At 39.1% G+C, this 18,724-nt stretch carries 17 protein-coding genes; 9 read left to right on the top strand and 8 right to left on the bottom strand.

The features are described 5' to 3' along the window. Position 1: 1 nt before the first annotated feature. The 5 genes from EHO65_RS15615 to EHO65_RS15595 all read right to left on the bottom strand — a co-directional run bounded on the left by EHO65_RS15615 (position 2) and on the right by EHO65_RS15595 (position 5,213). Entirely contained in the window at positions 2-964 is a 963-nt protein-coding gene (locus tag EHO65_RS15615; protein ID WP_135775488.1) for an ABC transporter ATP-binding protein, read from the bottom strand. Continuing rightward, a complete protein-coding gene (locus tag EHO65_RS15610; protein ID WP_135775487.1) occupies positions 961-1,953 on the bottom strand; it encodes an ABC transporter ATP-binding protein in 993 nt (330 codons plus the stop codon). The genes EHO65_RS15615 and EHO65_RS15610 overlap by 4 nt, the downstream gene beginning before the upstream one ends. Then, positions 1,950-2,990, bottom strand: a complete 1,041-nt coding sequence (locus EHO65_RS15605) for an ABC transporter permease subunit (RefSeq protein ID WP_135775486.1) — start codon at positions 2,988-2,990, stop codon at positions 1,950-1,952. The genes EHO65_RS15610 and EHO65_RS15605 overlap by 4 nt, the downstream gene beginning before the upstream one ends. Continuing rightward, positions 2,987-4,000 (bottom strand): ABC transporter permease subunit, encoded by a 1,014-nt coding sequence (locus tag EHO65_RS15600; protein ID WP_135678241.1) that lies wholly within the window; start codon positions 3,998-4,000, stop codon positions 2,987-2,989. Before EHO65_RS15600 ends, EHO65_RS15605 begins: the two co-directional genes overlap by 4 nt. A gap of 103 nt (positions 4,001-4,103) precedes the next feature. Next, positions 4,104-5,213, bottom strand: coding sequence for a lipocalin-like domain-containing protein (locus tag EHO65_RS15595; RefSeq protein WP_135775485.1), 1,110 nt, complete (start codon positions 5,211-5,213; stop codon positions 4,104-4,106). Between the two features lie 178 nt (positions 5,214-5,391). On the opposite strand from EHO65_RS15595, the gene EHO65_RS15590 reads away from it, so the two are divergent. Then, positions 5,392-6,375, top strand: a complete 984-nt coding sequence (locus EHO65_RS15590; protein ID WP_135775484.1) for a lysophospholipid acyltransferase family protein — start codon at positions 5,392-5,394, stop codon at positions 6,373-6,375. Here EHO65_RS15590 and EHO65_RS15585 read toward each other — a convergent pair whose 3' ends face one another. Further along, entirely contained in the window at positions 6,376-8,343 is a 1,968-nt protein-coding gene (locus EHO65_RS15585; RefSeq protein ID WP_135775483.1) for a phosphoethanolamine transferase, read from the bottom strand. It lies immediately after the preceding gene. Positions 8,344-8,955: 612 nt separating this feature from the next. On the opposite strand from EHO65_RS15585, the gene EHO65_RS15580 reads away from it, so the two are divergent. From EHO65_RS15580 to EHO65_RS15555, 6 genes are read left to right on the top strand one after another with little or no spacing between them, the layout of a single operon-like run. Next, positions 8,956-9,687 (top strand): phosphoadenylyl-sulfate reductase, encoded by a 732-nt coding sequence (locus EHO65_RS15580; RefSeq protein WP_135775482.1) that lies wholly within the window; start codon positions 8,956-8,958, stop codon positions 9,685-9,687. After that, complete coding sequence (cysD, locus tag EHO65_RS15575) at positions 9,684-10,592, top strand: sulfate adenylyltransferase subunit CysD (protein WP_100704992.1); 909 nt, start codon at positions 9,684-9,686, stop codon at positions 10,590-10,592. Before EHO65_RS15580 ends, cysD begins: the two co-directional genes overlap by 4 nt. Beyond that, positions 10,592-11,833, top strand: coding sequence for a sulfate adenylyltransferase subunit 1 (locus tag EHO65_RS15570; protein ID WP_135775481.1), 1,242 nt, complete (start codon positions 10,592-10,594; stop codon positions 11,831-11,833). Before cysD ends, EHO65_RS15570 begins: the two co-directional genes overlap by 1 nt. 9 nt (positions 11,834-11,842) lie before the next feature. Then, entirely contained in the window at positions 11,843-12,619 is a 777-nt protein-coding gene (gene cobA / locus EHO65_RS15565) for a uroporphyrinogen-III C-methyltransferase (RefSeq protein WP_135775696.1), read from the top strand. Further along, positions 12,616-13,215, top strand: a complete 600-nt coding sequence (locus EHO65_RS15560) for a precorrin-2 dehydrogenase/sirohydrochlorin ferrochelatase family protein (RefSeq protein ID WP_135775480.1) — start codon at positions 12,616-12,618, stop codon at positions 13,213-13,215. The genes cobA and EHO65_RS15560 overlap by 4 nt, the downstream gene beginning before the upstream one ends. A gap of 30 nt (positions 13,216-13,245) precedes the next feature. Further along, entirely contained in the window at positions 13,246-14,931 is a 1,686-nt protein-coding gene (locus EHO65_RS15555) for an NADPH-dependent assimilatory sulfite reductase hemoprotein subunit (RefSeq protein WP_135775479.1), read from the top strand. A 44-nt stretch (positions 14,932-14,975) separates the two neighbouring features. On the opposite strand, the gene EHO65_RS15550 is transcribed toward EHO65_RS15555, so the two are convergent. Both EHO65_RS15550 and EHO65_RS15545 read right to left on the bottom strand, forming a co-directional pair. Then, complete coding sequence (locus EHO65_RS15550) at positions 14,976-16,076, bottom strand: SMP-30/gluconolactonase/LRE family protein (RefSeq protein WP_135775478.1); 1,101 nt, start codon at positions 16,074-16,076, stop codon at positions 14,976-14,978. Further along, complete coding sequence (locus EHO65_RS15545; protein ID WP_135775477.1) at positions 16,076-16,990, bottom strand: peptidoglycan DD-metalloendopeptidase family protein; 915 nt, start codon at positions 16,988-16,990, stop codon at positions 16,076-16,078. Before EHO65_RS15545 ends, EHO65_RS15550 begins: the two co-directional genes overlap by 1 nt. 79 nt (positions 16,991-17,069) lie before the next feature. On the opposite strand from EHO65_RS15545, the gene EHO65_RS15540 reads away from it, so the two are divergent. Together EHO65_RS15540 and EHO65_RS15535 are read left to right on the top strand one after the other, a co-directional pair. Next, the gene (locus EHO65_RS15540; protein WP_135775476.1) at positions 17,070-17,930 is read left to right on the top strand and encodes a CPBP family intramembrane glutamic endopeptidase; all 861 of its coding nucleotides are present in this window, start codon (positions 17,070-17,072) and stop codon (positions 17,928-17,930) included. Beyond that, the gene (locus EHO65_RS15535; protein ID WP_135775475.1) at positions 17,930-18,724 is read left to right on the top strand and encodes a hypothetical protein; all 795 of its coding nucleotides are present in this window, start codon (positions 17,930-17,932) and stop codon (positions 18,722-18,724) included. Before EHO65_RS15540 ends, EHO65_RS15535 begins: the two co-directional genes overlap by 1 nt.

Below are 18,724 nucleotides of genomic sequence, written 5' to 3'. Positions count from 1 at the left end.
TTTATTTTCCGTCCGGAAAATGACAATAGGACTTATGACCTTCGCCTAGATCTTTCCATTCCGGAATAGTTTCGGAACAGATCTCTTTTGCGATAGGGCATCGAGTATGGAAATGGCAACCTTTCGGTTTTTTTAATATACTTGGCACTTCTCCTTGTAGAGGAGTTTTTCGGATCTTTCGATTTTCAACTTCGAATACTGCTCCGAATAATGCTTTCGTATAAGGATGAGAAGGTCTTTCTGCAATTTGGGACTTGGTGCCTATTTCTACGATCTTTCCCAAATACATGACTGCGATCTTATCCGAGATAGATTTTACGATCCCCAGATCATGAGAGATAAAAAGATAGGAAAGACCAAAATCCGCTTTCAATTTTTGTAATAGAAGAAGTACCTGAGCTTGGTTGGAAACATCTAGAGCGGAAACTGCTTCATCAAAAAGTATAAATTCAGGTTTTAGGATAAGAGCTCTTGCGATCGCTATTCTTTGTCTTTGCCCCCCTGAGAATTCATGAGGATATCTATTTAGGATTTCGGGAGAAAGCCCTACTTTTTCCAAAATATCGGCTGCCTCCTTTTCCGCTTGTTCGTCCGTATAATTTTCGTGGATAAACAAACCTTCAGTTAAAATATCTTTAATATTTCTTCTTGGGTTTAGGGAAGAATAAGGATCTTGGAATACGATTTGGATCTGTTTTCGGAGAGGTAAAAATTCTTTTTCTTTTAGATCTATGATTTCCTTTCCTTTGAAGAATATAGACCCAGAATCCGATTTTAGAAGTCTGAGTATTGCTCTGCCTAGTGTGGATTTTCCGCAGCCGGATTCTCCTACTAGGCTAAAGGTTTCTCCTTCTTCCATTTCTAAATTTACATTTTCTACCGCTTTGATTACTGATTTTCTTCCACCAAAAAAGCCGTCTTTTCCGTAGCTTACATTCAGGTCTTTGATCTCTAAAAGTTTCATCCTGCAAGCTCCGTCTTCTCATTTAAGAAGCATGCTGAGAGATGTCCGGATCCATTCGTACTTTTTAATATAGGTTTTACAGTATTACAGTGAGAAAATACAAAATCACATCTGTCTGAATAATGACAACCTTTAGGATAATTTCCTGGAGAAGGTAATCTTCCTTCTATCGGTTTAAAAACTCCAGTTTGGGAAAAATGAGAAGGTAAAGAATCCAGAAGATCTTTTGTATAAGGATGGTTTGGTTCATCCAAAACTTGGTCCACTGTTCCAAGCTCTGCAATTCTTCCTGCGTATAATACACAGATCCGGTCTGCGATATGGCTGACCAAACCGAAATCATGAGAGATGAATAATACGGATAAGTTCATTTTTTCTTTGAGTCTTAGTAGGAGTTCCACCAATTGGGCCTGGACCGTAACGTCTAAAGCAGAAGTAGGTTCATCTGCGATCAGAAGTTCCGGATCACACATCAATGCCATTCCGATCCCAACTCTTTGCAAGATCCCTCCGCTCAACTGATGAGGATAACAATTCATCCTTAATTTTATGTCGGTAATTCCTACTGCTCCAAGAAGATATTCGGCCTTATCTTCCGCTTCTTTACGGGTCCCAAGCCCGTGTTCTAAAAATCCTTCTGTCATTTGGTCTTTTATTTTGCTTAAAGGATTTAAAGCTGAGAAGGGTTCTTGGAATACGTATGAGATTTTTTTTCCTCGGATCTTTCTTAAAGTTTCAGAGTCTGTTTGAAGAAGGTCCGTTCCTTGGAATAAGACCTTTCCATTCGCATATCTAAACGATTCATGAGAAAGTAATTTTGTGATCGCAGCAGCGCATACAGATTTTCCACAACCTGATTCCCCTACGAGTGCAAGAACTTCTCCTTTACGGATCTCGAAATTGATATCTTCTAATAATGGTACGAACCTTCCTTCTTTGAAAAGTTCTAGATTTAAATTAGATACTTGGAGAATAGCTTCCGAATTCATTCGTACGTTACCTTCTCCTTAGAATCAAAAGAATCACGTATCCCTTCTCCTATAAAAGAAGAAAGAAGAATAGTGGCCGCCAAAGACAAAGAAGGAAATGCGATCAACCACCAAGCTCTCAGATTATCTCTTCCTTGGCTGATCATTTCTCCCCAAGAAGGATTTGGTGCCGGAATTCCATAACCTAAAAAGTCCAGAGCACTCAAGATGGAGATCGAACTGATAAGTGCAAAAGGTAAGAAGGTCACAAGTGGAGTGATCGCATTAGGGAGAATATGATTTTTCATTATACTCCAAGAACTAGCGCCTAATGCTTTAGCTGCATCCACATAAGTAAGAGCCTTGGCCCTATAGAATTCACCTCTCATATACATGCTGATCCCTATCCAGCTTAATGCGGAATAAGTGATCCCCAACACTATAAATCCTCGGCCGAAAAAGGAACCCATGATCAGTATCAAATATAAGAAAGGAATAGCAGATAAAATTTCGATGATCCTTTGTAATATGATATCAGTCCTTTTTCCGTAATATCCTTGGATCCCACCTATGATGGTTCCAAATAGGAATTCTATAATTACTAGTATGAGTCCGAAACTCATGGAGTTTCTGTACGCATAAAAGATCCGAGTGAATACATCTCTTCCTCTATCATCAGTTCCAAGCCAATGTTTTAGGCTAGGGGAGGAAGGAGGATTTTCGTCATCTTCAATCGTTTCTAAATTGTCTTCGTTATATCCGTATGGAACTGGAGGGAACAAGATCCAATTATCATCGTCGTCTTCGAAATCTTCTCTCAATTTTAGTTTTTTATAATTTATAGGAGAATATTCGGATCCACCGAAATCCTTATCAGTATAACGGAAGAAGATTGGGAATTTCCAAGAATCATCATAAGAAACAATCCAAGGTTGATTATTTGCAACTATTGGTGCGAATAAGGAAATGATATAAGAAGTCCCCAAAATCCAGAGAGAGATCCAAGCTTTTGTATTGGATCTGAATTTTTCGAATCTTCTTTTGGCTAAAGAGTTCATGCTTCGAAATTGATCCTAGGGTCGATGATAACATAACATAGATCGGAGAGGATATTTCCGATCAGAGAAAGAAAACTCTGGATTAGTAGTAATCCCATCATCAGGTTGGTGTCTCTTTCAGTGACTGCTTGGAAACCGAGTAATCCAATTCCATCTATACTGAATACCAGCTCGATGATCAAGGATCCCGCTAATACCAAACTTAAATTAGAACCGAATCCTGTGGCGATCGGGATTAGACTGTTTCTGAAAGCATGTTTATAAATTGCATCTTTAAAAGATAAACCTTTGGAGATCGCAGTTCTCACGTACTCTTTGGAGATCTGGTCTAAAAGAGAATTTTTCATTAAAAGAGTCAGCATCGCAAAAGATCCGGAAACATAACAAAGTACCGGTAAGAACATATGCTCTGCTCTATCTATGATCTTTTCAAAAAAATCCAAGTCATCGTAATTGTCAGAATATTCATGGCCTAGAGGAAATACGGAAAACACTTCTCCGGAGGAAAATAAATATAATAGCAACATGGAAAGTGCAAATACAGGAATCGAGTACGCAATCAGAATGATGATACTAGTTCCACTATCGAATGCCTGCCCACTTTGGATCGCTTTACGAATTCCTAATGGAATGCAGATTAAATAAGAAAGTAAAAATCCGGAAAGTCCGAATGTAAGGGAGACCGGTATCTTTTCGAAGATGAGTTCGTTTACTGGACGAGAATGTAATCTAGATTCTCCGAGATCCAAACTTGCCACATCCCAAAGCCAGTACAAGTAAGCAACCGGAAGTGGTTTGTCCAAACGTAGTTTTTGTTTTAGGATCTCTATTTCTTCGTTATTAATTAAGGAAGATCTGGCACCATCTTCGTTGCCATATCCTCTTAACTTTGCGATCTCTCTTTCTAAGGGTCCACCCGGAGCCAAATGGGATAAAATAAATACCAGGAAAGTAATTCCGAGGATTGTGGGAACGATCAGAAAGATCCTTTTTAAAAAATAATTTCTCATTCGGATTAAAGTCCGTTAAAAGTCGCGACCCGCCTCGGGCATCGAACAATTTTCCATACCGTTTGCCAGGGATAAAGGTTTTTTCTCCGGCCTAGATCGGCAATTAACGGAAAGGTTTTAGTTCCAGATAACCTTTTCCTTTTACGGATTTTCCTTCTATATCTCCGCCGACTTTAACCGCACCTTCCCAATAAATTAGTCCAGTGCTAGATCTTGCGTCGAACTCCTGCTCCTCGAATTTGGGCGAGATATTCAGATTAAATCGTTCGGAAATTAATTTCCATCGCAATTTGTAAGAATTCCCAGTTTGGTCGCTTTTCCAGGTTTTGTCTTCCGGAACAAATTTCAGATCGTTTTCATTTTCTAAGGAGATTACTTTTCCGTCAGGAGAACGATAGGTCCCGAATGTTTCCACATCTCCCGATCTGTTCTTGAAATTGAAGGCCATTATATCGGAACCGTCTTCCATTTGGATACAGATCCAGTCCCAGGAAATGTCCTTGGAAGAAAGATCGAAAGCTGCCTCGGTTCCCTCTGGACTGCTCCATTCATGGTCCATCCAACTTGTGCCGGATTTAACATGATATTCTTTTCCTTCTAGATAAAGTGAACCTTTGGTTTCTAACCGAGGAATGCTGTAATAATAGGAGAAAAATTTAGGATTCTTTCTGCTCTTAAGTGATTTTCCGTTTTTCCCATGAGTAAGAATATTCTTTGCTTTGGTACTTAACTCTAATTCTAAACCAAAGCCTGAGTCAGTTCTAGGAAACGCTGAGATCCTAAAATCTGCCGGCCCTGTGACTTCCATACGATAATCGCCGCTCCATAAATTGCTCTTGTCTTGGCCGGCGACTCCGCCTAATTCTCTTTCGATCGTTTGGGAGATCTTATGTTTTTCGTCATCCAGATCAGAGATAGCAAAGTGGACAGGATACAATGCGACTTTAGGTCCAAGGTACGCTCGGAAGAAGCTCAGCTCATATCCTAATTCTTTACCTTCTTCCGTATCTAAGATACCAATAAAATAGCACCATTCTACTCTGTATCCTTTATGGAAAAAATGGTCTTGGGGAAATTTAAAACCGTCGGTTTTAGGAGCAGCGAATCCATTTCCACTCGAGAAGACGAATATAGATGAGAACAGAACTAAAACTAGGATCCCGGAGGCTCTTTTAGGTCTTACGACTCTATTTGTTAAAAATTGGAAGGGCATATATCGTCCTTTTTATTCTGTCGGACAAAGTCCTGAGAAATTAGACCCGACCATGGTTTCTTTTTCTTTTTAAGTATTCAATCGATTCGTTTTTTTTATTTTTAGATTTGGAGAAGGTCCTAAATTTAAGAATAAGTCGTGTGATCCTGGAATTGTTTTTAAACGCGGGATTGATGTTATGGTGAATCCTAAACCAAGAAGCGAAAGACAAAAAGTCAAAAAATTCCTACAGTACGTATCCGCAAGAATATTGGTAGGTATCCTTTCTATTTTCCCTTATGTTCTTAGGGGAAAGATCCTATTTAGTATCATTCGATTCCTGGCCAAAACGACAGGTGCCACTAAAAAGAGGATCGAAAGACATATACGAACTGCATTTCCAAAAATATCCGAATCTGAGATCCAAGAATACATTTTTCATAATCTCAGAAATCTTTCTCATATGGCTAATGAGTTCTGTGAAGAACCCAGAATGAATAAAAAATTCATAGATAAATGGGTGACCTTCTTACCGGATAAAGAAACTCATACTCGATTATTTGAAAAGGGTGGGATCTTAGTTTTAGGTCATTTGGGTAACTGGGAGACCATGGGGGTTTCCATTTGTTATACAGCTCCTAAAAATGATCTGTATGTATTTGCAAAAAGACAATCCAATCCTTGGTCAAACGCTTGGATCGAAAAGAACAGAGCTTCTCAAAGAATTAAATTAGTCTACACGGATGAAAGTCCAAGAAAGGCACTGACTTTATTGAAACAAGGAAAGTTAGTCGCTTTTATCTCAGATCAGGACGCAGGAAAAACAGGATCGTTCTTTCCTTTTTTAGGGAATATGGCTTCTACTTTCTTGGGCCCTGCAACATTTTCTAGAATGACTGATGTTCCCATCTTATTCTGCAGCAGTTGGTACGATGAGACTGGAAAATTATATTTTCATGTAGAAGAATTCGAAAGACCAGATCTGGATCCTAGAAAGGACCCGGAATTATGGGAGAGAGAATTTACTTACAAGTGGGTAAAACGTTTGGAAGAAGAAGTCTACAAACACCCTGGAGACTATTTCTGGCTGCATAGACGTTGGCATACCAAACCGGAAAATAAAGAAGAATTAGAAAAGTTTTGGGAAGGATTTAAATCATCTTCCGAAAGATCTAAGGTTTAATTAAAAAGCAGCAGGTTTAGTAGAACTTCTTTTTAGCTCAGCAGTTTCCAGATCTTCTTCCGAAGTCAGATACTCTAAACCTTGGGATGTGAATAATTCCACACAAATACTGCAGTCTTTTACTACTTCTCTGAAATGGATCTTACTCTCTTCACTTACTTCTGCCCAAAGATCTTTTAACTCTTTCGGATCTTTAGAAAGATCAAATAGACGTTCTTTGGAAGGATTAGAGTTCAGATTCATTATATAATGATAATTTCCCTTAATATAACTGATCCCAACTTTGTATAAAGATATCTCGTTATTATTGGTTATGATGATCCTGCGATCTCCGTAAATATCTTTGAGCAAAGATTTACCTTCCAGATTTGCAGAATATTTTTTAATCGCGGAATTATTTTCCAGATTTAAAATATCTATGAACGTAGGAATTAGATCCGTGTTTGCAACTGGCCTATCTGTGTTCCTTCTAAGAGCTTGTAAGTTTACTGATTCTTTTAGAGAATTCGGAATGTATAACAACATCGGGATAGCAACTGTTTCCACGTAATTGCTATCTATATGTCCTAGATAATCGTGCTCGAAAAGAGATTCACCATGATCTGAGGTAAAGATCACTACAGTATTTTCTAAGAAACCTTCTTTTTTGAGATAGGCATATACTTCTTCCAGAAGACTATCCATATGACGAACAGAGTTATCATACTGATCCGGAACTGAATCTACTGGAAAGAACTTGGATTCTTCAGGCACTATGTATGGAAAATGATTCGTATTGAAGTGCAAAACTCCGGCGAATCTTTTGCCTGAGGTTTTAAATTCGGTAAGATATCTTTTAAATTCTTTTACGGTCTCTCTATCGTCGATACCGATATCGTTGAATACTTTTAAGCCACTTCTTTCTTTATCCCAAAGGAAATCGACCCCTGAGTTTTTGAAAAATCCTTCAAAGTTATTCCACTGTAGGTTATGGCTAGTGATATAGAATGTAGAAAGTCCTGCGGATTTTCCATACTCCCAGAACAAAGGATAAGTATGAGTCATCGGAACGGGTTGTGAAGGAGAGACACCAGTTAATATACTTGGAAAAGAAAGAAGAGTAGAACTGGAATTTGAATAAGCCTTTTTAAATAAGAAGTATTGGCTGCGATCCGCTGTTTGAGCGAATTTGGACATGAAAGGAGTGGTATTTCTTTCGTAACCATATACCCCTAAACTTCCTTTTCTTAAACTTTCTGTTACTACAAATAGAACATTGAATTTAGGATTAGAACCTATTTGAGGAAGTCTAGGTTTATTCCTGGATTGTAACCCGGCAGATCCTAAACTATCTCCTGTTAGGTGGTTGTATAAGTTTCTCCAAACGAATGCGATTGTATTGGTATCGGAGACATATACTTGATCGTTAAATCTTGTATTATTATGTAAGAAACCACTAATCGCTAAAAATACGATCACTACTCCGATCCGTACAGGTATTTGGAATTTGTATTTCAGAGGTTCCTTGGTTGCCGTGAACCAAAGAGAAACTCCTAATACTATAAAGGCTAAAAGTCCGAAAACTAAAGAGGATTTAGTAAATCCGCCTTCCACGATTGTCCAACTGTTCAACGGTTCGTGGAATATAAAAGAGAACACAAAGAAGTTAGGCATAATCCCGGTATACGCATAGTATCCGTAAGAACCTAATAATGTTCCTACATAAAAAGATAAGATCAGAGAGAATACGATATAGTATGCTATCTTAGATTTTTGTTGGTAGAGTATTCTGAGAAGAATGATCGCTGCAGAATATAGAATTATTGAATAGATAAATGAGAGAAAATAAAACGCCCACTGTAAGGGTTTGAAAGTAGGTAATATCTCATCTCTGACAATGATGTCCGAAATTAGTATTATTGCAGGCAGAACCCAGACAGAATAACGGGAGAACATCTCTAGTATATTTTTTTTATTTATAGTTCCCATCTTTATCCAAAATTCCTAAGGATATGTAATTCGTCAATTACACCAAATATATCATACATTCTCAATGACTAAAAAGAAAGTTATAAAAAATGAATATTAGACCGATGTTCAGTTGTGATTAAGATCGATTCTAATTCGTTCTTCTAAATTTTAAATTGAACGAGTCCTATAAAAAAATTTGGATGATCCATTCTCAATCGAATACGAGGAGTTAGACGTTCTTTGTAAATAGATGGTTAAGTTTTTTGTTTTTTGAAAGATTGTGTAGCTGGCGTATAAAAAGTTCCGAGGATTTAGAAATAAATTATTCTAAAATCAAATTCTAACTTAATCAGATCTACTACATGCATTCAAAAATTTAGCGACATAACCGAAAACAACATTTAGTGAAAAATAGAATAGGCAGTAAATTCGGCAGAGATCTAAGATTCTCAAAGTAAATCGGAGAATTTCTATATTCTATAAAAATTCTCTATTCTGTACCGGTTCCAGTGGGAACCTTGTAATATAGCATCAACTATACTTTACAAATAGTCCAATATATAAAACTTTGGTACATTATATTGGTCAGCCTCAATTTGGGCGAGTCCAATATAAAAAGGTTCGATTTCGATGAGTCCATCCGATCTGGAAGCAAAATTAAAAGGTCTGAGCTTAGAAGATTCTTTGGCAAAAATCTCCCAAGAATTTCCGGGGCAAGCAGTGTTCTCGACCAGCTTCGGTTTGGAAGATCAGGTAATCACTCACGCAATTTATTCCCAAAATTTGGAAATTCGTATCTTTACTTTGGATACAGGTAGGTTATTCACCGAAACTTACGAACTTCATAAACGTACGAATGGAATGTATGGCAAACGTATCCAAACATTCTTTCCGGATGCGCAAGCGGTAGAAGATCTGATCAATGAGAAGGGCCCTGATTCCTTCTATGATTCTATAGAAAATAGAAAAGAATGTTGTCATATTCGCAAAGTTGTCCCTTTGAACAGAGCTTTAGAGGGAGCTAAAATTTGGATTACCGGAATTCGTAACGATCAATCCGGTTCCAGAGAAAATTTGACCAAAGTGGAGTTGGATACTGGAAGGGATATTTTGAAATTCCATCCTATTCTGGATTGGTCTTGGGAGAACGTACAACAGTACGTCCAAGATAAACATATTCCATACAATCCTCTCCATGATAAAGGATATCCCAGTATCGGATGCGCTCCTTGTACAAGAGCGATCATGGCAGGCGAAGATTTTAGAGCCGGCCGTTGGTGGTGGGAGAATGAATCCACGAAAGAATGCGGACTGCATTGGGTGGATGGAAAACTGGTAAGAAAAAAAGGATCAGAAGTATGACGACTAGAACTCGATTGTCGCATCTCCAACAACTAGAGGCGGAATCCATTTATATACTTAGGGAAGTTGCCGCCCAATTCGAGAGACCTGCGCTTTTATTTTCAGGGGGGAAGGACTCGATCACTTTAGTCCATCTTGCACTGAAAGCATTCCGTCCTGGAAAATTCCCATTTCCTTTGGTACATATTGATACCGGACATAACTTTCCTGAAGCATTACAATTTCGTGATGATCTTGCGAATCGTATCGGAGAAAAACTGATCGTTAGATACGTTCAGGATTCTATAGACCAAGGAAAAGCTGTAGAGGAAAAAGGGAAATTCCCAAGCAGGAACGCGATCCAAACGGTTACATTATTAGATACTATCGAAGAATTCAAATTTGACGCTTGTATAGGCGGTGCAAGAAGGGACGAAGAAAAAGCCCGTGCTAAAGAGAGAGTATTCTCCGTACGTGACGAATTCGGAAGTTGGGATCCTAAACTACAAAGACCGGAACTTTGGAATATTTATAACGGAAAGATCCATGTAGGAGAGAACGTAAGGGTTTTCCCTATCAGTAACTGGACCGAACTGGATGTTTGGGAATACATTAAATCTGAAAATATCCCGCTTCCTTCATTATATTTTTCTCATAGAAGACAGATCGTCTGGAGAGAGAATGTAGTATTCCCTGTTTCAGAATTTGTTACTTTAGATTCTTCCGATAAGGTAGAAGAGAAAACTGTACGTTTTAGAACAGTCGGCGATATGACTTGTACAGCCGCAGTTGAGTCTGAAGCAAATTCCTTAGATGATATTATTCGTGAGATCCAAACTTCTAGAACTACGGAAAGAGGATCTAGATTGGACGATAAACGTTCCGAAGCTGCGATGGAAGAACGTAAAAGAGGCGGTTACTTCTGATGGACTTATTACGTTTTATTACTGCAGGAAGTGTAGACGACGGAAAATCCACATTGATCGGTCGTCTTTTGTACGATAGCAAATCGGTATTCCAAGATCAGTTAGAGGCGATCGAAAAAACAGGCCAAGTAAACGGTCAGATCAATTTAGCTCTTCTTACCGACGGACTTAAAGCAGAAAGAGAACAAGGGATCACAATCGATGTGGCCTATAAGTATTTCTCTACTCCAAAAAGAAAGTTCATCATTGCGGACGCACCGGGACATATCCAATACACACGTAATATGGTGACCGGTGCTTCTAACTCCGAGCTCGCAATCATCCTGATTGATTCTCGTAAGGGAGTGATCGAACAAACTTACAGACATTCTTATATTGCTTCTTTATTAAAAATCCCTCATGTAGTTATCTGCGTGAATAAGATGGACTTGGTGGACTTTTCCAAAGAACGTTTTGAGGAGATCGTAGAAGATTATAAAAACTTTGCTTCCGATCTGGATTTTAAAGGGTTGGAGTTCATACCAATTTCCGCTCTTAACGGGGACAATGTTGTAGATACTTCTCCAAATATGACATGGTGGAAAGGTAAAACTCTTTTGGGTTACTTAGAAGACCTGGAAATCGAAGTGGATGAGACTAAACACGAGCCTAGATTCCCGGTTCAATATGTGATCCGTCCTCAAACGGAAGATCATCATGATTACAGAGGATATGCCGGTCAGGTTAGAAGTGGCGTTTTCAAAAAGGGAGACGATATAGTAGTTCTTCCGAGCGGATTACGTTCTAAGATCAAATCTATCAACACTTACGAAAGCGAAGTTGAAGAAGCTTTTGCTCCAATGTCTGTTACTATTCTTCTGGAAGATGAAATAGATATCAGCCGTGGAGATATGATTGTAACTGATAAACACCAGCCAACCGTATCTCAAGATCTGGAAGCGGAACTTTGTTGGATGGACGCCAAATCTTTGGTTCCAGGAAATAAATATCTTTTAAGACAAACTACAGGATCCGTAAAGTCCGCAGTTAAGGAAATTTCCTTTAGGATAGATATCCAAACTCACGAAAAATTAGAATCTTCTCAACTTGCATTGAACGAGATCGGAAGGATCAAGATTAGAACTGCCAAACCTGTCGCGTTCGATCCTTATTCTGAAAATCGTGGAACGGGAAGTTTCGTTTTGGTGGATGAAGGTACCAATAATACAGTTGGTGCTGGGATGATCGTAGGAGCCTACTGATCTAATTTGATGAATACCGAAGTGGGAAAAGTATATTTGGTGGGAGCGGGTCCCGGAAATCCGGAACTAATGACCTTAAAAGCCCTGAGAATATTAGAAAAAGCAGAAGTAATTCTGTACGATGCTTTATTAGATTCTTCCTTTTTGGAATATTTTCCTTCTTCTTCCATTGTCCATTATGTTGGTAAAAGGGCAGGGCAGCACTCTGCAACTCAGGAAGAGATCCAAGATCTGATCATAAGATATTCTCTCCAGGGTAAAACCGTCGTACGCTTGAAAGGAGGAGATCCTTTCGTATTCGGTAGAGGCGGAGAAGAATTACTCACTTTAAGAAAACATAAAATTCCATATGAGATCATTCCGGGTGTAAGTGCTTTGAGTGCCGGATCTTCCGGTGCAGGGTTTCCCCTAACTCATAGAGGATTATCTAGACAGGTCCTGATCATGGACGGTCATACTGTTTTACAAGAAGATACCGATTGGAAATGGTTTGCCGAGTTCAAGGGAACAATCGCTCTGTTTATGGGAACTTCTTCCATTGTACAGATCTCTAAAAAATTGCTCGATAACGGAGCTTCTTCTCTTCTTCCGGTAGCTCTGGTGGAAAATGCCAGTTTAAAAAATCAAAAGACAACCGTAACAAGTTTGGGTAAAATTATAGAAGAAGGTTTATCCAAACAAAGTTCAGGACCTGGAATTATTTATATTGGTCCTGTTGTTCATTTGATCGGCGAAAACCCTGAACTAGACATTCAAGGATTTGCTTCTCAAGGAGAAGAACTATGAACCAACTTCTCCCGGTTTTTATAAAATTAGAAAATAAGAAAGTGTTAGTAGTAGGCGGAGGAAATGTGGCCCTCGAGAAACTACAACACTTGAAAGATACTGGCTGCTCACTCACGGTTATCTCTAAAGAATTCAAATCGGAAACTGTTCGTTTACTTTTTTCCATTAAAGACGCAAAGATAGAAACGAGAGAAGTTAATGTTTCCGATCTGGATGGTTTCGATTTGGTATATTCTGCTACAAACGATAGACAGACCAATCGAGACTTAGTTGAATACGCAAAACAAAAAAAGATTTGGATCAATTGTGCGGACGATCCTTCTCTTTGTGATTTTTATTCTTCTGCATATTTTGATAGGGGACCGATCCGTGTGGCGGTTTCCACTCAAGGCGGGTTCGCTGGACTTGCAGGGACCATCCGTACCATTCTTGAAGAGATTCTTCCTAAGGATCATGATCAAGAACTCGAAAATTTATTAGAAATCCGTAATTTGAGCAAACGTAAATTAGGTGATCCGGAAGAAAGGAAAACCGCTCTCAAATTTTTGCTGAGCGAGTTTAAACAGAAATACTTATCAACGGATACGAAATCATAGGAAGCTAATCCAAAAGGACGAATACGATCGATGTCAGAACAAAAAGAACTTAGCGAAGTCGAACATATTAAAACCGCCTCTAAGGGACTAAGAGGAAAGATCGGTACTGCTATTGAAACAGGTGCAGATGGATTCGAGGAAGATGACAAACAATTGATCAAATTCCACGGAATGTACCAGCAAAAGGACAGGGACCGTAGGAAAGACGACGCCGGAGAATTTATAGAGAACCCAACCTCTTTTATGATCCGTGGAAGGATCCCGGGTGGAAGGCTTACTTCTGACCAATACATGGTCTGGGACGATTTGGCCGATAAATTCGGCGGTGGCGCTTTACGTTTAACTACTAGACAGTCCATCCAAATGCACACAATCCTTCTTAAAGATCTTAAACCGATCATGCAAGCAGTCCATAAGGTGAATCTTTCCACTATGGGAGCATGTGGTGACGTTGTGCGTAATGTGACTCAGGCATTAAACCCTTGGGGAAACAAAGAGCTTAGCCAATTGGATCCGATCGCTCAATTATTATCCGATCATTTTAAATATAAGAGTAACGCGTACGCCGAATTATGGTTAGGTGAAAGTCAGCTTAATAAAGAGGACGAACCAGATCCGATCTATGGAACCACTTATCTCCCTAGAAAGTTCAAAATAGCCGTTACTCTTGCAGGTAATAACTCTGTCGATCTTTACACCAACGATATGGGATTCGCCGCTACGTTGGATGCGAACGGAAAGATAGACGGTTATTTCGCTTTCGCAGGCGGCGGGCTCGGAATGACCCACAATAAACCTGAGACTTATCCTAGAGCGGCTGACTTACTAGGTTGGATCCCTGAAAAAGATCTGATCTCCGTTGCGGAAGGTATCGTAACTTCCCATAGAGATTTCGGAGATCGTACGAACCGTAAACATGCTCGTCTGAAATATGTTTTAGCTGAGAAGGGTGTGGAATGGTTCCGTTCCGAAGTAGAACGTAGATCAGGTGCAAAATTCGATATCGATCGTAAACTTCCTAAATGGGAAACTCCTAATTATCTCGGTTGGACAGAAAGAGCGGATGGAACTCTTGCATTAGGATTCCATACTCTTTCCGGAAGGATTAAGGACTTTCCTGAAAAGCCGTTAAAGACTGCTTTGAAAGATATCATTTCCGGTTTCAAACTGAACGTGCAGGTAACTGCGGATCAGGATTTGGTTTTGATGGGAATCAAAAAAGAAGATAAAGAGAAGTTAGAATCTAAATTAAAAGAATATAATATTAATCCTGCTTCTCCTAAACCTTTGTATGATCGTGCACTTGCATGTCCTGCACTTCCTACCTGCGGTTTGGCATTGACCGAATCTGAAAGGACTTTCCCGCAACTATTGGAATCCATCCAAAAAGTGATCGATAAGTTGGACCTGAATGATAGAGCTCCTATCGTGAGAATGACTGGATGCCCTAATGGTTGCGCAAGACCTTATTCTGCGGAAATAGGTATCGTTGGCCAACAAGCAGGTGGAAAATATTCCTTATTCTTTGGAGGAAATCCGGAAGGAACTAAAGTAGGCGACTATGTTGCTAAAAAGGTTCCATTTGCAGACATTCCAGTCCAACTAGAGAAAGCATTCGAAGTTTGGAAAAAAGAAGGAAGTCCGAACGAAAGATTCGGGGACTTTGCCGCTCGATATTCCTTGGATAAGTTCAGGGAATTATTAGGAGCAATGTAAATCCGACCTAACAAAAGGCGCTCCAATCGGGGCGCTTTTGGACTTTAGAAAAACATTTCTAAAGTTTCAAACTTCCACTTCCAAACTTTCTGAGAAGAAAATCCTGCAAGCAACACTCCCGATCCGTACTGCAAAGCAGAAGTAATGGATCCCAATTTATCCGAAGTATTATCTACTAAAGAAAGACTAATATCCCCTTCTTCATTCATAGAAAGAATATATGCTAATTCTCCTTCTAAAGGCCGAAAGAAGAATGGAAGTGCGGCAATCGCCTTTTTCAAAAGTGGGAAGTTTTGTATCTTATCGATTGCAATATGCCTAGGAGAAGATAACGCGATCCAAAAATTTCTCTGAGAGTCCGAGCTGATCAGCGCGGGGCTTCCAGGAAGATGTGCGATCAAAAACTGATCCTTTCCTGCCTTCTTTCCTTTTAACCAGACACGAGAAACACGATGTCTATATTTTTCTCCAAAAACCAAAAATTCTTCCGAAGAAGATAAACTGATCCCAGTTGGATGATAAAGATCTTCTAAGATCGTTTTTACTTCTTGGGTTCTTGGATCATAAGAAAGAATTCTACCGTTCGGTTTGGATTCCAATTCTTCTAAATAAGAATCTTCATACGAAAACTTTCGACTAACTTCAGTAAAATAAACCGTTCCATCGGAAGCGATATCCAAACCGAATAGATTGGTTAATGGATTTCCTTCCGAATCTTCTCTGAGAAGTACATTCTCATTTCCCTTGGAATCGTAAAATGCAAGTCCTAGTCCTGAAACACATGCGACTAAATTTTCTTTTCCATCGAATACAATTCCTAATACCCTTCCGGAGGTTTTAGCAAATAGTTCCGTTTGTCCGTCAGTCTTGATTTTATAGATATTCCCATCGGAAGAACCCGTATAAATGGATCCCTTGGAATCGACTGCAAGACCGTACGGTTTTTCTATTGGGGATTTTTCGTTAACTACATTAGAGATAAATAATATATCTCTTTCTTCTTGGCGAATGATATCATCTGGGTCGTAATCAGTAGGATCTACTTTGGTCCAGCCGAATAGAATAAAGATCCCGAAAATTAGGAATAAAAGAACAGAAGGAATGAGTATCCGAATAGCAGGATTAGAAAGAGATCGATAGAACATTAGACATGACCCTTAAATATGGGCCTCTGTCTCAAACTATTTCTCAATACTTCAAAATGTAAATGAAATCCGGTGGCTCTTCCGCTCATTCCGACTTCTCCGATCAATTGTCCTTTTTTGACCTTTGTACCGGGTGCTACCAATAATTTACTTAAATGTCCGTACTTGGTTTCGTAACCTAATCCATGTTTCAAAACGATTAGGCTTCCATAGCCGCCTCTTGCTCCTGAAAATGAAACTTCTCCATCAGCAGACGCATAGACTGGTGTTCCTTCTTCCGCAGCTAGATCGATCCCGCCGTGAAAAGTATCCTTTTTAGTAAAAGGGTCTTTTCTTCTTCCGAACTTGGAACTCAGTCTTCCTTCTTCTGCTAACGGATCGGAGAATACTAATCCATAAAAAAAGTTTTTCTCTTCTTTAGGTAATCCTCTTCCTGGAACGAACCAAGATTTTCTGAGGTCATCATAGTATAAGAATTTGGGGGAGATCCGAAAACGGGCCGCGACTTTTTTGCGTCCGGATTCGTCAGGAGAATGTTCTTCCGAGTCGTAAACACCTCTCATGTTCGGGATCAAAAGTTCCATACCAGGGTAGATGTCTTGGGGAGAAGCTAACTCGTTTACGGAAGAAAGAGTGTCCAAGTCCATTCCGGTCCTGGCCATGATCTTAAAAAAAGTATCTTTGGGTCCAACTTTGTAGACTAGGAATCTGAGATGTACCAGATCCTTTTGGTCCAAGTTGGAAACTGAAATTTGAAGGTTATATTTTATCTCTTCTCTGACCCGGATGATCTTCGTGTCTGAATATTCTAAACTTTTTAAGGGAAGGCGATCATAAACCGCGTGAACCTCGTTTAGTGAGATTAGGATGAGTGCGATTAACAAAGTTATGAGATGTCTTTTGAAGGAAGGCATATCTTTTCTCTAGTCGGCAGATTATAAAAAAACAATGACGCAAAAAATCCCCCATAAATGATTGGAAGGGCCCTTTGGAATGGATTTAGAAAAGGAAGATCAAAAACTAGCGCCTGGCAGAGATGTTCTGCTCATGGGTCTGATCCAGGTTTTCGTACTGTTCATCGGTATGTATTCCTATATGAAGGTTACTCGATTCCAAGTAGAGAGTACCTTATCGCTAAAAGTTTCGAAACAAAATTTTACAAAAGCAAAGGAAGTAGTAAACACAGTACCTTCCGAAGTTGTTTGGAATGAACCTGCTTCCGCTGAAAAAGCAGTTAGAGAATATACCGAATTTGTAGTAACTAAACGCCCTTGGTTATTGTCTTTGGATAGGATCATCTGGGGGTTATGTTTTTTAGTTCCTTCTTACTTTTTTATCCGAAAGATCTCTAGGATAGAAACCGCCGAGTTTACCGATTCTGCAAATGGAAGAGATATACTAGCAGGTGTCGCAACTGGATTTGCTACATTCTGTTTTGTGAATGTTGCAAGTAGCCTGATCTTTTTTATCATAGGCAAACCCCAATCTAATTATCTGGAAATTATCCTAACCAAAAATCTTTACATGAATTGGAAGCTCTTAGGATGGACATTGCTTGCGATTGCATTCGGAGCCGGAATTTTCGAGGAATTTTTCTTCAGAGGATTTTTATTAAAATACTTTGAAGAAAAAAACTTGGGTTCCATCGGACTAATTATCACTTCTGTTATTTTTGGAGTGGTACATTTTAACGGAGGATCTTATGTGGCTCCGATCCTTCTGATCTTTGTGGGGCTTTCATTCGGAATTTCTTATTTAAAAACCGGTAATATATGGGTTCCAGTAACTGCACATATCACTTATAATGCATCCATGCTATTAGCCGGATTTCTGCTTGGGGATCGGATCTCTTAATGAACATGAAAAAAAGTTTTCAACATAAAATCCTAAAGACCTTATTCGTATTTTTCCTTTTGTCTTCCTTCTCCTCTATTTTCGCCGGGGAAGTTTTTGAATTAGAAGGTGAACCTGGAGAAAATGATACAAGGCTTCTTTCTGCGTTAAATCGATTAACGTATGATAGAGTTTTATCTAACCAAAACACAAAAGGTTTTGCATTTAGATATACTACTAAATGGTATTCTCCCTTACAATTGGATGTATTCGTTTTAGGACTCGCTAAAAGAGATAAGATGAGTTTAATCCGGATCGAATCTTCTAAAAAGGGAACTGAAAAAGTTTTTAGGAATTTTCTGCAAGAAGAACTTACTAAAAAAGAATTAACTGGTGGACTTGCAAATTATGCTGACGTTTCGGAAGAGGCAAAGTTCGAACCTTATCGTAAGAATTATTTTTGGAGTGAGTCTTTGGCTCTCATCCAACCTGCTGCATCCGTTTTTTATAATTCTTATAAATCTCCAGTATACGGAGGCTCGGATAGGATCAAAAGTATGTTTGGTTATATAGGTTTGGATCTTTTACTGGCGGGGATTGGATATTATTATGCGACCACTACTATGGAAAAGAACAGCGCTCTTGAGTCCTACTTCTTAAAGCCTACCGCTTCTGGAAATGTTTTGGATTCTCCCGGAGCACCTGTGTTCATCGGTTTGTTGATCATTCCTAGATTATATAGAATGGTCGGCGGTTGGCAAGATACATATACTCATAATCGGATCATGGAGATTTCGGTTTCCAAATCATTTTAA

The organism is Leptospira andrefontaineae (assembly GCF_004770105.1).
Classification (GTDB): Bacteria; Spirochaetota; Leptospiria; order Leptospirales; family Leptospiraceae; genus Leptospira_B; species Leptospira_B andrefontaineae.
The sequence above is the reverse complement of the archived record's forward strand: the minus strand, read 5'-3'. Positions and strand labels throughout refer to the sequence as shown.